Below are 15,174 nucleotides of genomic sequence, written 5' to 3' on the forward strand. Positions count from 1 at the left end.
GCCACGAAAAAGGGTAAATAGTGATCCGTGGAAAATGATTTCCAGTCTCCACATGAGTAGGCAGGCGAACGCATTTTCTAAACCATCCCGGTAGGCAGGGTCAGAACCTGAGTTGCCGTTAAAAGCCCAGGCCAGCGCAATCACCCGATAACGTTCTCAACTGGCCGCCTGAGAGACCGCGGCATTTCCGGACCGTGCCCAATGCGCACGACAAGGTCCGGGCGACGATCTCCAATCCCGATTGCGTAAGCAAATTCAGGGCGAAGTGTCGCTACTTCCACGGGCTGGTTAATAAATGCCGTCCGCAGACCCAGAGCGGTCGCCCGAAGAGCGAGGCGCTGGTAACATCGGCCTGCTTCGATCCAGTGCGGTATGTTATTGGCCTCCGAGTAGAATACGGCAATGGCAGAAGAGCTTTGGATATGTTGCTTATCTTTTTTGTTCTGGTTTTTTGCAGAAAACGTGCACTTCATCGCTAGCGACCCGAGCCAACGGGGCACGGCAGGGTTGCCCATGGCGGGCCCGTAAAGTCCATCGCCTGAGCGCAACGCCTCCTTGCGACTAAACCGAATCCAGGACTGAATTTCATGAGCCCACGCAGGATCTGCAAACTGGGCTTCGTTGCCTCTAGAGACGTAGTCTGTAACCAGGTCTTTTTGCTCGGTGCTGGTCATCAAAAGCACCGACACGCCGTCACCATGGCCGGCGTCTTGAAGCGGTTCCAATTCCTTGGCCGTGAGCGGCGCGCCGTCATACTCTGAACGGCTGCATTGGCGAACAGGAATCGCGTCGAAAAGAGCAGACTTCACGGCCGCAGCCTCTTCAAAGTCAACCTGGACCCCAGTTGTCGAGGCATCGAATCGACAGTGGCCCTTTAGCCCAGCTGCTTGCGCTGCAATCAGTAAATTCTCGGTGGCGCAGCCCAGGCTGGCGTAAAGGTGGTGATCATCCGGATCGACGGCTGGGCAACGCCTGGACAGATCAGGAAGAACACGTATCCGATTGTATTCAAGTTTGAATATCCATGGCTGCGTATTATGACTGGAAGCGGCGAGAGTGGCGTACCGCACCAGCTTTTTATAGTCGCATGGTGAGACATCAGGGGCGCTGTGGCACCAAGTTTCACTAACCGCGTCGGAATAGTTCAAGGCAGCCTCCAGCTTCTAATCTGTGGACTATAGAGTATACAGTCATGCCATCAGCTTGTGCGCACAGTTCAAGGACTCTGAACTTCCAGAATACGACGCTCATTCAGGTTTCAACACAAAGTGCTAAATTCGGCGTCCAACTCAGGAGCCGGATTTTCCCAAATCTGGCTGCAACTAATGCGAGGGAGGGTCAGCAACCCTGAAGAATTTCTAAAAGGGTCTGAATACGCTAGACTCGTTTCTAATATGGATATACGCCTTCGAGATTTCTACGAAACTGGAAACCAGGTGAACGAAGACCCCACGATTGTGGTCTTCGAGGACTTTCTCGAGCCCGGGGAAGTCGAACAGCTGGTCAGCGCCGCACAATCCAAAATGAAGCAGGCCCTGGTCAGTGCTGCAAAATCCGGAGTCGAAAGCCCTGGCCGGACCGGCAGTAATTGCTGGATACCCCATGGCTACAACGTAATTGTCGAAGAACTGGCCCAGCGTGTTGCCGATGTCGTTGGTTTGCCGCTTCAGCATGCTGAATCCCTGCAAGTCGTTCATTATGGTGAGGATCAGCAGTACGCGCCCCATTATGATGCCTGGGATGCAGGCACGGAACGCGGCCAGCGTTGCATGGCCCGGGGTGGGCAACGCCTGATTACCTGCCTGATGTACCTCAATGACCCGCAGCAGGGCGGTAGTACTTCCTTTCCCAATCTGGACATGGAAATCAGGGCCCGAAAAGGCCGTATGCTGCTGTTTCACAATTGTCAGCGGGGCAGCAATGTCCGCCATCCCGACACTCTGCATGGCGGCATGCCGGTATTGAATGGGGAAAAATGGGCCTGTAATTTCTGGTTTCGTGAGCAGCCCTATCAAACAGCACCGACTACGTCGCGTAAATCCCCACCAACTCCGAAATTCAAGCGTGTTATCTAGGAGTGTATGGCAGCAGGCATGCGCGGGAAGTTTAGTACTTTGTGTTGAGTTTTTAAGCACTTTGCGTGGTCGTCACCTAAGACGGCATTTGTCTCTCCATGGCATGCCAGTGTTCAGGCAGATTCATCCACTTATATTTTGATTGCGTCCACACGTTAAATGTTGGCTCCGGCAGATTGGGATCGTTAAAGCAGCCTGCCGCAACGCCGGTCATGCCGGGGAACAGGTCTGCCTTGAAGAATACGGTGGACCCACAGTGCGGGCAGAAGCACGTGGTGTTGGTGTTTCCACTATCGACTTCAAAACTGAAACCCTGTGCCTCACCGGAAATCTCCACAACCTGGTTGTTTCTGAAGTAGGTAAGCGCACCAAACGCTGACCCGGTTCTGCGTTGGCAATTGGTGCAGTTACAGGCCATAGAAATGGCTGGATCGTCTTGTACTGTGATTTGAAGCTGCCCACAGAGGCATTTTGCTGTGCGTTTCATTTCTGAATCCTCTCGAATGTAGATAGTCCTGATAGCAACGGCATCCAATCTTTAAGAAAACCCGCCCCCAGGAACAGCACGAGGTAGTTAAAAACAGCGAGAAAAACTAGGTAAGCGAAGACGCTGTAGTTGAGTTTGATGAGTTTCATAATGATCTCCGGTGTTCATTGTTTTAATTGCATGCAAAGGAGGGGTCGTTGCATGTGCTAAGTCGACCTGGGTATCCAATTCCCTGATGGATTCGATAAGGGGCTTGGCGCGCAGCTCCAATGTGGAATTCAGATTTTGGAGTCGAGAATCATGTTTGCCATAGCCGCTGAGCTCAGGGGTTAACACAAGTCGATCTGCTGCGTATTTGTCCCTCAGTTTTCTCCACAGGTCGCCACTACTGGCTGATCCATGAATCGCGACGATGGGGGTTCGCCCAGAATGGGACTTTGCGTGGTTCAAAAATCGATTCATGTGGAACACCCTGCTTGCTCTAATTAAGAACCTGCTCATATCTGTTTGAGCACTTCGACAGGGCTATTAACGCAAAACACACGCGCGAGAACTTGCAGAAAGTCTGGGGAAATCTGCAGAAGCGCTGACTATTGAAAAAACTGGATTCAGGCTTAGGGAGTAGATTTGATCGTACGGGGTCAAGTGTGAGCCAAAGTCATCGTTTTGGTCGCATTAAACGCCAAGACGCTCCAGGGAAGACTGAACAAGCGCTCTGACTTTTCCGTGCCCGAAGGGAAGTGCCTTAAAAAAGTATTGATGGTCAATGTCGGGCTTGCGTCGTTTACCTCGCTCAAGCCACTTTTGTGCGGTGAGGGCGTCGCTATCCATTTCGCAGGTAGCGGCGGCGAGCAGATCCATCACCGCGATGGCTTCTGGTTGTTGCGCAGCTTTTTCAGCCCATATTCGAGCGTTTGAAATGTCCTCATCGGCGAGATAGGAAAACGCCTTAATGCCATAAAAACCATAGAGAAACGGATCTAATGGACTGAGCGAAATGGCTTGCTCCGAGTTGTGATAGCTGCGTTGCGCATCGCTCGTCATGAGTGATGCGAGGCCGTGAGCATAGAAGCCATGCGCGTAATTTGGGTTCAACGAAATAGCGCGCTCAAGCCAGGGGATGCTGAGATCTGTTTCGCCGTTAAGCCAGTGGCTACGTCCCATCACAAAGTTTGCCAGGGGGTCGAGACGGTCGAGCTCGACGCTTCGCTCTGCGCTTCCTATTGCTCTGCTTACAGAGGTCTTCCGATCAATGCCCGGATACAAGTTGAAAGCATTCTGAAACTCGGCCGCAGACAAACCCGCATGCGCTCGAGCGAACTGCGGTTCAAGCTGTGTAGCGCGACGAAACAGCGCTGTTGCCTTTTCGTTATCGGTAGCGGTAAAGCGATAAAGATGAGCTGTGGCAAGGTGGTAGGCTTCCCAGGCGTCAAGGTTTTCAGCCGACTTCAATTGTGCACGCTGTGCTTCATTTTCAGAAATCTGAAGTTCAAGGCTTGAGATAAGTTGTTTGATAATGTCCTGACGAACTTCGTTGATCCACTCGTTTCGCATTTGAACCTGGTCTGCGACGAGCACAGCGCCGCTTTGAAGGTCTGACAATTCATAGCTCAACGTGAAATAACCGCTATGAACTGTCAGAAACCCTGACAAGCAATATCGAACCGACGTGAGTTGGCAAAGCGTCTGTAAATCTGTTGTGCCATTCGCAACCTGGAAGGCACTCGAGCGAGAAATCACTTTCAGCCATCGTAATCGAGAGAGGGCTGTGATTATGTCATGCGCCAAACCGTGGGCCAGGATGTTGTTCTCTTTCTCCGATTTCGCATTAAACGGCAAGATAACGATGGATGGTCGATGATCTGTTGCTTCGTTTGCAGTAACAGAGGAGGGGGCTGATAAGAGAGGGCTATCCTGCGGAGAAGGATAAATCTCAACGTCGCCAATAAAACGGAAGCCGATACCGTGTTGAGTCTTTATAAAGCGTTGCGTCTTTCCATCATCACCAATGGCTTGTCGTGCACTTTTGATCCGACTGGATATGGCAGCATCCGACATCACGCGCCCCTGCCATACATGGTCAATCAGATCCTCTTTCGTGACCGTACGATGCCTGTTCTCGATCAAAACCTGTAGCACCGTGAAAACCTGCGGCTCTACCTCAACAGGGCGATCGTAGCGTGTTATTCGATAGCTGCTGGTATCAATCCGGTACTCGTTCAAGATGATAATCATGGGCATGGCAGCCGATGTATTGTTTTAGCTAGTTTATACTGGCTTAGTTTGTCTTTGCGACCAGGAAGCGCCGGCCGAGAGCCGGCGTTTGCACGACCACAGGAAGTACTAGACTTCTGCAACAAATATCAGGGACATACACCGTTGTCATCGCTTCGGCAGCGGATCATCAATGTTGATGATTCTGCGATCGTAGAAGAAATGACTACTGGGCTGGTAGCTCTCCGGAAGGGTGTGGTCGTGAGTTTTCAGAACCAACAGTTGTGAAATCAGCTTCCAGCCCATGGCGTTGGTGTTGTACAGCACCTCGCCGCAATCGCTGCAAAACACCCGCGTCATGCGCTTGGTGGGGTGCTGAAAGGTTTTCACCGATTCCGCCCCCCGGGTAATCTCCACCTGCTCTGCCTCCCACGCCAGAACGGAGTGGTAGGGCACCTGAAGCAGGTCCCGGCAGTCTTCGCAGTGGCAGTAACCATGTACCTTCGGGGCTCCGGTCATGGTGACTTCCACCGCGCCGCAATCGCAGTGGACGGCGTGTTGCTCTGTCATGGCGTTGTCCTCACGGTTTGTCTTCCACAATGATCGCAATCACGGTGTCAGCGCCGACGTTGGTCACCCGGTGGGTCCAGGCCTGATGCCACATCACGTGCCCGTCTGGTACCCAGGCCTCCAGGGTGTCGCCGTTGAGCGGTTCAATACTTAATTGGCCGCCCTGTTGGAAATATACGGTCTCATTGTTGTGCCGGTGCATCGCGTCTGATTCACCCGGCTCCAGCACCATTTTTAGCACCAGAACCTGATTGTTTTCTTTCAGTACGGTGTAATAGTCCGGCGATGCGATATGGGCAGCCTGGTGAGGCTCTTCCTCTGCCGTAACCACACCGGTCACCGACACGAGCAGTGCTGAAAGCAGCAGTCTTGCGTGTGTTCTGAGTGACACCATTGGCTCCTACCTTATCCCGGAATGTGGGCGTCGAGGTGTTGGGTAAAGCGCTGGAAGTCGTCTTCGACCTGCGGGTTTTTCATCACGTCGTAGCAGGCGAAGGTTTCCAGCGGTTCCATGGCAAAGAATCGAAAGTTCATGTGCATGGGGAACAGCAGGTCGTCCACGCTTTTGCCCCGGAACAGGTATTCGTTCGGATCGTCGAAAGATTCTTTTGGCGCGTTGAAGGTCAGCGAGATTAGATACTTTTTACCCGCCAGTGTGCCGCCGGTGCCGTAATTCGCCTTGGGCGCATCTTCTGTGCGGCCATCGCCGTTGCATAGGGCGCCGCCCATGCCGGCGGTGTACACCTCGTCCATGTATTTCTTGAACGTCCAGGGCACGCCCATCCAGTTGACCGGGGTCTGCAAAATCACGATGTCTGCCCATTGGTGGTTTTCCAGTTCCTGGTTCACGTCCCAGCCTTTGTCCACCTCCACGATTCGGGTCTGATGACCCTTCGCGGTCAGCAGTTCGTCGGCCATCTGCACCAGGGTGCCGTTGAGTTTGCCCTCGGCAAAGGAGTAGTGGTGATGGGCATTAATGATGAGGATGTTGCTCATTGGGCCTCCGATCTGTTCAGTTAGTAGGTTACTTGTCCGTTGCAGGTATACTATGGTTACCTGTATTAAGGGATCAATTAGTATACTTTTAGTAACCTGCTTTTTTATTGAAGGTGTGATCATGGGAAGCCATGTGGAAACAGACGCTCAAGGCCGAAAAACTGCAATCAATGTCTGCCTGGAACCCTGCGCCATTGAGCGCGGCATGCGTATCATCGGGGGCAAGTGGACGGGGTCGATCATCTTTCACCTGAAAGACGGCCCGGTACGCTTCAATGATTTGGCTCGCATGCTGGGCGGCGCCAGCAAGAAAATGATTGATCAGCGGCTGAAGGAGCTGGAAGCCCGACAGATGGTGGTGCGGAAAGTGATCAACGACCGGCCAGTGGCGGTGACCTACGAGCTGACAGACTTTGGGCGGAGTGCATTGAAGATTCTGGATGAGTTGCGGGTGTGGTCAGACGAGCACAACATTAAGTAACTGACCTGAGAAAGCGCGATGAATTCTTGGATTGTGAACGTTCGCTTTGCGACCAAACTTGGAATTTCACATTGCTACACTACTTCGGGAAATGACGACGTCGTGCGGTTTTAAGCATCGCGTTTCGCCCCCCGAAAATCCGCATTTGATGGTTGAGAATTTCAAAGCAGAACGTGTAATCATCCCGACCGTCTTTCATCTTCTGAAATTTTCCGATTGCCAAACCATATGCTGTTGAAGGCAATGAAGCACCCTTTACGTGCGTTTCGCTTTTGGCCTCGGTGGAATTCAGGAAATAATGATACAGCGCCGCCTTCATCAAGCAGTTTCTAGAATTAACTGCCCTGAATGAGAAAAAGCCGACAACTAGCGCAGTTACCAAGATCCCCGCGTAAAGCATATTGTCTGGGTAGACCACAATCTCTCTCCCTGATAGCGCACAGTGTACCTTCGAGATGTTCTGTGCGCGCCTGGTATCAGGGGCCAAGCAAGTCCCGGGTTTAACCGGTGGCTTGTGACCGTCTCAATCCGCAGCGGCTTAGCGAAAGCCGAGGAAGGAGAGAATTGCTAGAACGATAACTACGGCCCCAACGATATAAACGATATTGTTCATAAGTGATGACCTTTTCCAGAACCTGTAATTTTGATTGCGCCGCGTTCCCTGCGGCGGGTGATGCTACTCCCTGTATTGGCTGATCCATTGCCACATCGGGGTCTAGATTGATGTATCAGCGTTGCCGGGTCTGTACGCTGGCCCACATAGCGCAGGAAAAATGCTGGTGCGTACGGTCTGGTAGCTCAAATGCTGCCTGCGAAACAAGCCTGCAGGCAGCGAAATTAACGCAGGGTCGGGGTCTATCAGCGTTTGGAGATTTGTTCGAAGTCTTTGATTTGCTTGTCCGCTTCGTCTCTGGTGACGCCATAAGCTTGCTGAATCTCGCCGGCTAGCTGTTCACGTCGGCCAGCAATCTCGTCGAGGCGGTCATCGGTCAGCTTGCCCCACTGCTCCTTCATTTTGCCCTTCAGTTCTTTCCAGTTGCCTTCGATGGTGTACTTGTTCATTTCAGGTCCTCTGGCCCTCTGGCCATTCAATCGGTTCATATAACGGCGGCCCATTTTCAGACAGAACCTGTGCCACCGGTGTTTCATCGTGCGTTGAAACCGTTTCACGGTCTGTGCGTTAACAAACACAGCCCGTTTCGGGTGTGGTAGCGCACAGAGGCCGCACCCGCTTCTCTGGCAAATTGGTTGTAGGAATAACCTTTTGAACCCTTGTGAGCCTGAGGTAGTCATTTGACCAACGCTGTCTGGTTTGTCGCGATCGGAACGCTGCTGATTCTTATGGGGACGCGCCCGCCGGTGCTTCAGCGCCTGAATCTGACACCGTCCATGGTCTATTTGAGTGTGGGCGTGCTTCTGGGCCCGTTGATTTTTGACGTCTTTCATTTTAACCCGCTGAAACAGGCGCATTTGCTAGAGCTGTTTGCCGAGCTTGCGGTGTTGTTGTCGTTGTTTATTGCCGGCTCCAAGATGCCGGTGCCGTTCATATGGACGGCATGGCGCGTACCCTTGCGCCTGGCATTAATCTCCATGACCCTCAGTGTCGCTCTGACGGCAGCCTTTGGTTACTTCGTGCTAGGACTTCCCCTGGGGGCGGCGATTGCGTTGGGCGGCATATTGGCACCCACCGACCCGGTACTGGCAACGGAAGTTCAGGTCCGGCACATGGGCGATACCGACCCCCTTCGGTTTACTCTGACGAGTGAAGCGGGCATGAACGATGGCAGCGCGTTTCCGTTCGTGATTTTGGGGCTGTTGTTGCTCGGCGCCCCGGTCAGTGACGAATTGCTTTTAAGGTGGGGGCTTAATGAGGTTTTGTGGTCAACGGCCTCGGCCATTGTGGTTGGGCTTGTGGCGGGAAGGCTGCTGGCTCAATGTGTACGGGGGCAGCCATCTCTCGAGAAACAGGCTCTGTTGTTGGATGATTTCCTTGGACTTGGATTGATCGGCCTGACTTATGGCGTTTGCCTGCTGATTGATGCCTGGGGGTTTTTGGGCGTGTTTGTTGCTGCCATTGCGCTGCGGCAATCCGAAATGACGCTGGCTCAGGCTGAGAAGCCTGGCAAAGGCACGGAGACAGCTGTGGCCTCTTTCGATCAGCCGAGCGAAACCATCAGGCATCTTCCGACCGGGGTGTCGAAAGGCTCGTTGATGTTCAAGGAGTCCCTTGAACGCTTGTCCGAACTGGTATTGGTGGTGTTGCTGGGTGGCATGTTGTTTACCGACTCCTGGAGTTTCCGGGCCGTTGGTCTCGGGTTATTCCTGTTTGTGATTGTTCGGCCGGTCAGCGTATTTCTTGGTTTAATCGGCTCCGGGGCACCGTGGCGGCTGCAGATGCTGGTGGGTTGGTTCGGGGTTCGGGGAATCGGTTCTCTTTACTATCTGATGTTCGCCGTTGTCTTCGGCCTGCCGGAAGAACTGGCGCTCGAGCTGATCCATCTCACGCTGGTGGTTGTGGTGCTCTCGATCATCATTCACGGGCTGACCGTCAAACCAATGATGACCCGTTGGTGGGGCCCCTGAAACTCTTTCGTCGCCTTGTGTGTGCTTACGAACAGACAGCACAGTGGTCCAACCCTGATTCTGTAAAGGTGAGCTGGCACCGAATTGAATGACCATTATTCGCTGCGCCACGACCCGCGTCCGATCTTCATTGGCGCATTATGGAAATGCAATCTGAGTAATGTAAGCAAGGAGCTTCTCATGATCAGAATCAAGACTGCTGTGATCACTTTATGTCTTCTAGGTGCCTTGCCTCTCGCTGTGTCCGCACAATCCGCAGAGTTTGGCCCGCGAGAGGGCGACCGTGAATTCTCCCTCTCCGGAACCGGCAGTAACGACCGGGATTTCAACAGCGGCAGCTTCGGCGTGACCGGTGATCTGGGTTGGTATTTGCGGGAAAACGTAGTCGCCGGTATTCGCCAGAGTCTTAATTATGCCGATATCGAAGGCGAGGCCCTCACCGATGATTTCTGGAACGGCTCAACCCGGGGGTACCTCGACTATCAATTCCTTGACGATCGTGCGCGACCCTTTGTTGGTGCGAGTCTGGGCGGCCTTTATGGGGATGGTGTCAAGGACAGTGCCTTTGCCGGCCTGGAGGGAGGATTAAAGTATTACGTGCAGACCAAGACCTATTTCCTGGCCCGCGCCGAGTACCAGTTTCTGTTCAGCGACTCCAGTGATGCCAGTGATGCTTTTCAGGATGACGGCATTTGGGCCTATACCGTCGGTCTGGGTTATAACTTCTGAACCCGGTTATAGTGGTGACTCGGTAACACCCGGGTCGCTGCTGGTGGCCAGTTGACGTACCGAAGACCTGGCTCTTGTTTAATAAGCTCGATCAGACAAAGCGTTTGCGAGCATTCCGGTTCGTAACGGAAATCGTCCGCGGGGCGGTTCCAGAGAAATGAAAGCTATGACAGCAACAGTATTGATCTACTATGACATGCGGATGCTCGGCCACAACCCACACGGATGGGATCCTGGCCATCCCGCCTGGACAGAGGCGGTCAAGGCGATGATTAACCTGCAATACCCCGGCAGCAACCTGGAAACTTACACTCACCCGGAGCGTCCGGAACGACTGACAGCGATCGTTGACCGGCTGATGCTGGAACCAATTGAAGGAGTACGCTGGATGCTGCCGACGGCGGCGACCATGGCTCAACTGGAGCGCGTTCATGACAAGACCTATGTCGCCCATATCGAGTCGTTGAAGGGTGACTCCTGCTGGCTGTCCAAAGACACCACGGCGGTGTCGCCAGGCAGTGTGGAAGCCGCTTGCCTCGCTGCTGGCTCGGGCATCAGTGCAGTCGAGGCCATCACGGCGGGCGAGGCCCGTCGGGCATTCTGTGTGCTGCGGCCGCCAGGCCATCATGCCCATTCCGACCATGCCTCGGGCTTTTGTTTATATAACAACCTCGCCGTAACCGCTGCCCACGCGCGTGAAAGCCTTGGCTATCAGAGAGTGATGATCTGGGACTGGGATATGCACCACGGTAACGGCACGCAGGAAATCTTCTATTCCGATCCTTCCGTGCTGGTGATTGATAGCCACTGTGCGGCGCCCTTCTATCCGGGCAGCGGTTTGGAGAGTGAAAGGGGAGCGGGGGCGGGAGTTGGCTCTCAAATCAACGTTCCGCTGCCTTTGGGTATCGGCAATGCGGCGCTGCTACAGGTGTTCGATGAGGTGGTAGAACCTGCGGCGAGGGAATTTCAGCCTGATATTCTGCTGGTGTCCTCAGGCTTTGATTGCCATTACCTCGATATGACCTGCACCATGGATGAAACGGGGTTTGCGATGCTTACCAAACGTATGAGCGACCTGGCAGATGAGCTATGCGACGGCCGTCTGGTGCTTTTGCTTGAGGGTGGCTACAACGCCCAGGCCCTGGCTGATAGTGCTCATGCGGTGGTGAAGGTGCTGGCGGATAGTCGGGTGAATGTCTGCAAAGTCATCCCGGAGGATCCAGGCCGTCGCGGATGCGGCTAACCGTTATCAAAAAAGAATCGGCCCGTGTCGACTGATAGGGCACCCTCATTGGTTGTCATTATCGCTTCCTTATATCGCAGCTATCCGCTGTTACCACTCCCATACTACTCCGGGGATTCCGCCTCAAGCATCTGCCATGCCACGTTTGCCCAACATGTTGGCCTGTGTGCGTTAGCGAACCGACCCTCTGGCCGGTAATTGTTAAACTGGATCAAATAAGGAGAGTCCGCGAACCGTTCCGGTTTGTGAGTGCCTGAATCTAGGAGGGTTCTGGCAGCTTCGGATTAAAAGGGAACCAGATTATGAAACGTTTTCTTGCAGGCATTGTAAACCACCGAGTTTCTCTGTTTTTCACGTTTGCTCTGACGGCATTGCTGACTGCGTGCGCTTCGGCCCCCATACCCCCGACTGAGTCGCTGAACCTGGCCAGGGATACCATTGCCAAAGCGGAACAGACCGACGCCCGGCAATACGCTGGTGCCGAGCTGGAAGAAGCCCGTGCACAGTTGGTTATGGCAGAGAAGGCCGTGACTGAGGAGTCCATGGCTGAGGCGGACCAGTTGGCCAAACAGGCCAGTGTGGCTGCCAGGCTGGCGATGGCAAGAACAGTGGCTGCCAAAGCGGCGGAAATCAATCGTGAAATGGGGCGAGGCGCCGATGCTCTGGATGTTGAAATGGGTCGCCAGGGAGAGCAAAAATGAAGACTGTATCGCTATTGAAAAAACCGTTTGTTGGCAAAACCGGTGCCATTGTTGTGCTTTCCTCGCTGTTGCTGAACGCCTGCGCCATGGCGCCTGAAACCGCGCCTGCGGCGCTGGATGTGCGACAGAAGCTGACAGAGCTGCAGCGCAACCCCGCGATGGCCAGTAACGCCCGCATTGAATTGCGTGATGCGGAAGCTGCCGTCGAGCTTGCCGAACAGCCTCTCGACAGCGATGAAGCCACGCTGGTCGACCACCGGGTCTATATGGCCGACCGTATGGTGGAAATCGCCAGAGCGACGGGTACTACCCGCCAAATGGAAGCCGATCGGAAACGCATGGGTGAAAAACGTGCTGCCGCCAGGCTGACAGCTCGCACCCTCGAGGCAGATACAGCGCGTGCTGACGCAGATACTGCCCGCAGCTCTGAGATGGCAGCTGCAGCCGTGTCCGCAAAAGCCGCCGAAGAGATGCAAAGGCAGATCGACGAGCTTCAGGCAGAAGCAACAGAACGTGGCCTGGTGCTGACGCTGGGCGACGTATTGTTTGCCACCGGCAGCGCAGATCTGCAGGGCGGGTCTAATCGCAACCTGGAAAAGCTGGTGGACTTTCTCAACACCTATCCGGACCGGGACGTTTTGATTGAAGGACACACCGACAACGTCGGCAGCGCACAGTTCAACCAGTCCCTGTCGCTGAAGAGAGCTGATTCGGTCCGCCGTTACTTGACGGATCATGGCGTACAAAGCCGTAGGCTTACGGTGTCCGGTCTGGGTCTTGAACGCCCTGTGGCTGGCAACGAATCCGCCATGGGTCGCCAGCAGAACCGGCGCGTTGAAGTGATTATTGAAAACTAGGGGGCTGGATTATGTTGAGCTCCTTCAGAGCTAATCATCTCTCACCCACCCCGACGCGGGATGGCAAACGGAAGCGCGTGAAGCTTAAAACTACAAGGAACAAGGCGAATCTCAAGGATGAGACTGCGCTGGCTCACGCCATGCTGGACTTCGTTGGCGATGCGGTGCTGGCAACGGATACCGACGCGAATATTACCTACATGAATAGCGCGGCGGAGACCCTGACTGGCTTCAGCCGTCAGGAAGCGCTGGGCCGACCACTGGGAGAGGTCTTTCGGGTGATTGACGTAACCACTCGGGTGACGAGGGCTAACCTGGCGCAACATGTCATGGAAATCGGCACACCCGTTGAGCTGAATAACAGTGTCCTGTTGAAAGCGAGGGACGGTCTTGAACTGGCCATTGAAGATGCCGCATCACCAATGCGCAACGCAAAAGGTGAAATCACCGGCGCGCTGGTCAAATTCCATGATTCCCGCTATTCGGCGGAAACAACCGCCAGAATGGCTTATATGGCGCAGCACGATTCACTGACGGGCCTGCTCAACCGTTATGCGTTTGAAGAGCGCTTCAAGCACGCCGCGGCATTGGCCCAACGGCATGAAAAGAAAATGGTGATGTTGTTCATTGATCTCAATAACTTCAAGGAAGTGAACGATACCCTGGGCCACGCCGTTGGTGACGAAATTTTACAGGCGCTGGGCTCGAGGCTGTTGAGCTGTGTGCGCGCGACGGATCACGTATGCCGTCACGGCGGTGACGAATTTGTGGTACTGCTAAGTGACCTTGCAGAACATGAGCAGGCCTTTGCGGTGGTCGATAAAGTACGGGAATCCGCCGCTGAACTGCTGCGACAGCAAGGTCACTGGGCGACGCTTACGGTTAGCGTGGGTATCAGCCTGTTTCCAAACGACGGCGAAACTCTGGCGGCTTTATTGCCCCACGCCGATGCGGCCATGTATCGGGGCAAGACGGAAGCAAAGCGAGGGTTGGGGGATCTTACGCTTTAAATCCCTAAACCTTGGGATTCAAGACGGAGATTTTCCCGTCTGACCGCGGCGTAGCATTCGCAGCTCAGGGATTCCAGTTTCGGGCGGTCGATCACGGTGATTCGGCCGCGTTGATATTCAATCACCCCCAGTTTCTGCAGCTTGCCTGCCGCTTCGGTGACGCCCTCACGGCGGACACCCAGCATATTGGCAATCAGCTCCTGGGTCATATTGAGTTGATTGTTGCCTAGCCGGTCCAGTGACAACAACAACCAGCGACACAGCTGCTGGTCGATGGAGTGATGGCGGTTGCAGACTGCAGTCTGCGACATCTGGGTGATCAAGGCCTGTGTAAAGCGCAGGGTGATAATGCGGATCTCGGAGTGGTTGTTGAACTCTTTTTTCAGGTCAGCGGCGGGCAGTCGGTAGGCGTGGCCGTGACTCTGCACAATAAACCGGTTGGGCGTGCTTTCGCCCCCCATAATAACGGCGACACCGGCCATGCCTTCGTTGCCGACCACCGAAATTTCGGCGGAAGAACCGTTCACCATCACGTAGAGCAGTGAAATAATGCAGTCTACGGGGAAATAGACGTATTCAATGGATTGTCCAGATTCGTAAATCACGTCCCCGAGGGACATTTCGACCAGTTTCAGTTTCGGGAAAATACGCTTGCGGGCATCATCAGACAGAGCGGCAAGAAGCTTGTTTTGCAGTGGGCCGGGTGTGTCAGTCATTTGAATCCTTTCCAGAGAACCATGATTAGCGAGAACAACGTGGCATGTTGCTTCCAGGGCCTTAAGAACGACGGTGCATTTCAGTTTACATCCCGAATGTACCCCCAGATTGCGTAAATTGGGGCGGGAGGCTGTTGATCGATACGCTGATCAAGAGTTTTTGCATTGCACCACACCATCAAAGATCGAATTGGATGACTTGAGACCAGTCACTGTGGTCATTTCAGGAGTTCATAAACACCATACCGATGAAATCCAAGTTTGGTGGGCCAGAGGCCTCATATATTACAATTTCAAGGGAGCAGGGCAGCTATGGATCCGGCGCTATAAACACTACACCGGACAAGTGGGCTGATATTTTTTACTTGTCAGGTAAGCAAACCGGTGGCGCTCCAGGGGAGTGTGAACGGGAATAATTGCTGGGCTCCAATTTCACAGCTCAAGTGCAGGGTAGGAACAAAAATAAAGTTCTTTTCGCTTTTCCAGCCGACACTGTTGGGATGAATTCTCGG

Annotated in this window: 18 protein-coding genes; 8 read left to right on the plus strand and 10 right to left on the minus strand. The window is 53.9% G+C overall.

The genetic code is table 11. The features are described from left to right. Positions 1 to 140: 140 nt before the first annotated feature. Positions 141 to 1,148: an Acg family FMN-binding oxidoreductase gene (locus KZO34_RS00745; RefSeq protein ID WP_219472349.1), complete on the minus strand. Its 1,008-nt coding sequence runs from the start codon at positions 1,146 to 1,148 to the stop codon at positions 141 to 143. A 288-nt stretch (positions 1,149 to 1,436) separates the two neighbouring features. On the opposite strand from KZO34_RS00745, the gene KZO34_RS00750 reads away from it, so the two are divergent. Next, positions 1,437 to 2,075 (plus strand): prolyl hydroxylase family protein, encoded by a 639-nt coding sequence (locus tag KZO34_RS00750; RefSeq protein WP_219472352.1) that lies wholly within the window; start codon positions 1,437 to 1,439, stop codon positions 2,073 to 2,075. Between the two features lie 76 nt (positions 2,076 to 2,151). Here KZO34_RS00750 and KZO34_RS00755 read toward each other — a convergent pair whose 3' ends face one another. The 6 genes from KZO34_RS00755 to KZO34_RS00780 all read right to left on the minus strand — a co-directional run bounded on the left by KZO34_RS00755 (position 2,152) and on the right by KZO34_RS00780 (position 6,342). Further along, positions 2,152 to 2,562 (minus strand): GFA family protein, encoded by a 411-nt coding sequence (locus tag KZO34_RS00755; RefSeq protein WP_219472355.1) that lies wholly within the window; start codon positions 2,560 to 2,562, stop codon positions 2,152 to 2,154. Then, positions 2,559 to 2,711 (minus strand): hypothetical protein, encoded by a 153-nt coding sequence (locus tag KZO34_RS00760; protein WP_219472360.1) that lies wholly within the window; start codon positions 2,709 to 2,711, stop codon positions 2,559 to 2,561. The genes KZO34_RS00755 and KZO34_RS00760 overlap by 4 nt, the downstream gene beginning before the upstream one ends. A gap of 526 nt (positions 2,712 to 3,237) precedes the next feature. Beyond that, positions 3,238 to 4,797 (minus strand): winged helix-turn-helix domain-containing protein, encoded by a 1,560-nt coding sequence (locus tag KZO34_RS00765; protein ID WP_219472363.1) that lies wholly within the window; start codon positions 4,795 to 4,797, stop codon positions 3,238 to 3,240. 147 nt (positions 4,798 to 4,944) lie between these two features. Next, positions 4,945 to 5,346, minus strand: a complete 402-nt coding sequence (locus tag KZO34_RS00770; RefSeq protein ID WP_219472366.1) for a GFA family protein — start codon at positions 5,344 to 5,346, stop codon at positions 4,945 to 4,947. A 10-nt stretch (positions 5,347 to 5,356) separates the two neighbouring features. Then, positions 5,357 to 5,737, minus strand: a complete 381-nt coding sequence (locus KZO34_RS00775; RefSeq protein WP_219472370.1) for a hypothetical protein — start codon at positions 5,735 to 5,737, stop codon at positions 5,357 to 5,359. A 14-nt stretch (positions 5,738 to 5,751) separates the two neighbouring features. Further along, entirely contained in the window at positions 5,752 to 6,342 is a 591-nt protein-coding gene (locus KZO34_RS00780; protein ID WP_219472372.1) for an NAD(P)H-dependent oxidoreductase, read from the minus strand. A gap of 121 nt (positions 6,343 to 6,463) precedes the next feature. Here KZO34_RS00780 and KZO34_RS00785 point away from each other — a divergent pair, with 121 nt between their 5' ends. Continuing rightward, positions 6,464 to 6,823, plus strand: a complete 360-nt coding sequence (locus tag KZO34_RS00785; RefSeq protein WP_219472375.1) for a winged helix-turn-helix transcriptional regulator — start codon at positions 6,464 to 6,466, stop codon at positions 6,821 to 6,823. Between the two features lie 79 nt (positions 6,824 to 6,902). On the opposite strand, the gene KZO34_RS00790 is transcribed toward KZO34_RS00785, so the two are convergent. Both KZO34_RS00790 and KZO34_RS00795 read right to left on the minus strand, forming a co-directional pair. Continuing rightward, positions 6,903 to 7,241 (minus strand): hypothetical protein, encoded by a 339-nt coding sequence (locus KZO34_RS00790; protein ID WP_219472377.1) that lies wholly within the window; start codon positions 7,239 to 7,241, stop codon positions 6,903 to 6,905. Positions 7,242 to 7,681: 440 nt separating this feature from the next. Further along, positions 7,682 to 7,885 (minus strand): CsbD family protein, encoded by a 204-nt coding sequence (locus KZO34_RS00795; RefSeq protein ID WP_219472379.1) that lies wholly within the window; start codon positions 7,883 to 7,885, stop codon positions 7,682 to 7,684. 231 nt (positions 7,886 to 8,116) lie between these two features. On the opposite strand from KZO34_RS00795, the gene KZO34_RS00800 reads away from it, so the two are divergent. From KZO34_RS00800 to KZO34_RS00825, 6 genes are all read left to right on the plus strand, one after another. Beyond that, entirely contained in the window at positions 8,117 to 9,406 is a 1,290-nt protein-coding gene (locus KZO34_RS00800) for a cation:proton antiporter (protein WP_219472381.1), read from the plus strand. Between the two features lie 180 nt (positions 9,407 to 9,586). Beyond that, on the plus strand, positions 9,587 to 10,135 hold the full coding sequence (locus tag KZO34_RS00805) for a porin family protein (protein WP_219472383.1): 549 nt from the start codon (positions 9,587 to 9,589) through the stop codon (positions 10,133 to 10,135). A gap of 166 nt (positions 10,136 to 10,301) precedes the next feature. After that, positions 10,302 to 11,378 (plus strand): histone deacetylase family protein, encoded by a 1,077-nt coding sequence (locus KZO34_RS00810; RefSeq protein ID WP_219472385.1) that lies wholly within the window; start codon positions 10,302 to 10,304, stop codon positions 11,376 to 11,378. 302 nt (positions 11,379 to 11,680) lie between these two features. Continuing rightward, positions 11,681 to 12,079, plus strand: coding sequence for a DUF4398 domain-containing protein (locus KZO34_RS00815; RefSeq protein WP_219472387.1), 399 nt, complete (start codon positions 11,681 to 11,683; stop codon positions 12,077 to 12,079). Next, the gene (locus KZO34_RS00820) at positions 12,076 to 12,936 is read left to right on the plus strand and encodes an OmpA family protein (protein WP_219472389.1); all 861 of its coding nucleotides are present in this window, start codon (positions 12,076 to 12,078) and stop codon (positions 12,934 to 12,936) included. Before KZO34_RS00815 ends, KZO34_RS00820 begins: the two co-directional genes overlap by 4 nt. Before the next feature lie 77 nt (positions 12,937 to 13,013). Next, entirely contained in the window at positions 13,014 to 13,946 is a 933-nt protein-coding gene (locus KZO34_RS00825) for a diguanylate cyclase domain-containing protein (protein WP_219472398.1), read from the plus strand. Here the strand turns inward: KZO34_RS00825 and KZO34_RS00830 are convergent. Further along, positions 13,943 to 14,662 (minus strand): Crp/Fnr family transcriptional regulator, encoded by a 720-nt coding sequence (locus tag KZO34_RS00830; protein WP_219472400.1) that lies wholly within the window; start codon positions 14,660 to 14,662, stop codon positions 13,943 to 13,945. The genes KZO34_RS00825 and KZO34_RS00830 overlap by 4 nt on opposite strands. Between the last annotated feature and the right edge of the window lie 512 nt (positions 14,663 to 15,174).

The organism is Marinobacter sp. F4206, assembly GCF_019392195.1.
GTDB lineage: Bacteria > Pseudomonadota > Gammaproteobacteria > Pseudomonadales > Oleiphilaceae > Marinobacter.

What these genes read in the sequence shown, in the direction of transcription:
- KZO34_RS00755 (WP_219472355.1), bottom strand. Translation starts at nt 2,562, where the DNA reads ATGAAACGCACAGCAAAATGCCTCTGTGGGCAGCTTCAAATCACAGTA.
- KZO34_RS00760 (WP_219472360.1), bottom strand. Translation starts at nt 2,711, where the DNA reads ATGAAACTCATCAAACTCAACTACAGCGTCTTCGCTTACCTAGTTTTT.
- KZO34_RS00765 (WP_219472363.1), bottom strand. Translation starts at nt 4,797, where the DNA reads ATGATTATCATCTTGAACGAGTACCGGATTGATACCAGCAGCTATCGA.
- KZO34_RS00770 (WP_219472366.1), bottom strand. Translation starts at nt 5,346, where the DNA reads ATGACAGAGCAACACGCCGTCCACTGCGATTGCGGCGCGGTGGAAGTC.
- KZO34_RS00780 (WP_219472372.1), bottom strand. Translation starts at nt 6,342, where the DNA reads ATGAGCAACATCCTCATCATTAATGCCCATCACCACTACTCCTTTGCC.
- KZO34_RS00785 (WP_219472375.1), top strand. Translation starts at nt 6,464, where the DNA reads ATGGGAAGCCATGTGGAAACAGACGCTCAAGGCCGAAAAACTGCAATC.
- KZO34_RS00795 (WP_219472379.1), bottom strand. Translation starts at nt 7,885, where the DNA reads ATGAACAAGTACACCATCGAAGGCAACTGGAAAGAACTGAAGGGCAAA.
- KZO34_RS00805 (WP_219472383.1), top strand. Translation starts at nt 9,587, where the DNA reads ATGATCAGAATCAAGACTGCTGTGATCACTTTATGTCTTCTAGGTGCC.
- KZO34_RS00810 (WP_219472385.1), top strand. Translation starts at nt 10,302, where the DNA reads ATGACAGCAACAGTATTGATCTACTATGACATGCGGATGCTCGGCCAC.
- KZO34_RS00815 (WP_219472387.1), top strand. Translation starts at nt 11,681, where the DNA reads ATGAAACGTTTTCTTGCAGGCATTGTAAACCACCGAGTTTCTCTGTTT.
- KZO34_RS00820 (WP_219472389.1), top strand. Translation starts at nt 12,076, where the DNA reads ATGAAGACTGTATCGCTATTGAAAAAACCGTTTGTTGGCAAAACCGGT.
- KZO34_RS00830 (WP_219472400.1), bottom strand. Translation starts at nt 14,662, where the DNA reads ATGACTGACACACCCGGCCCACTGCAAAACAAGCTTCTTGCCGCTCTG.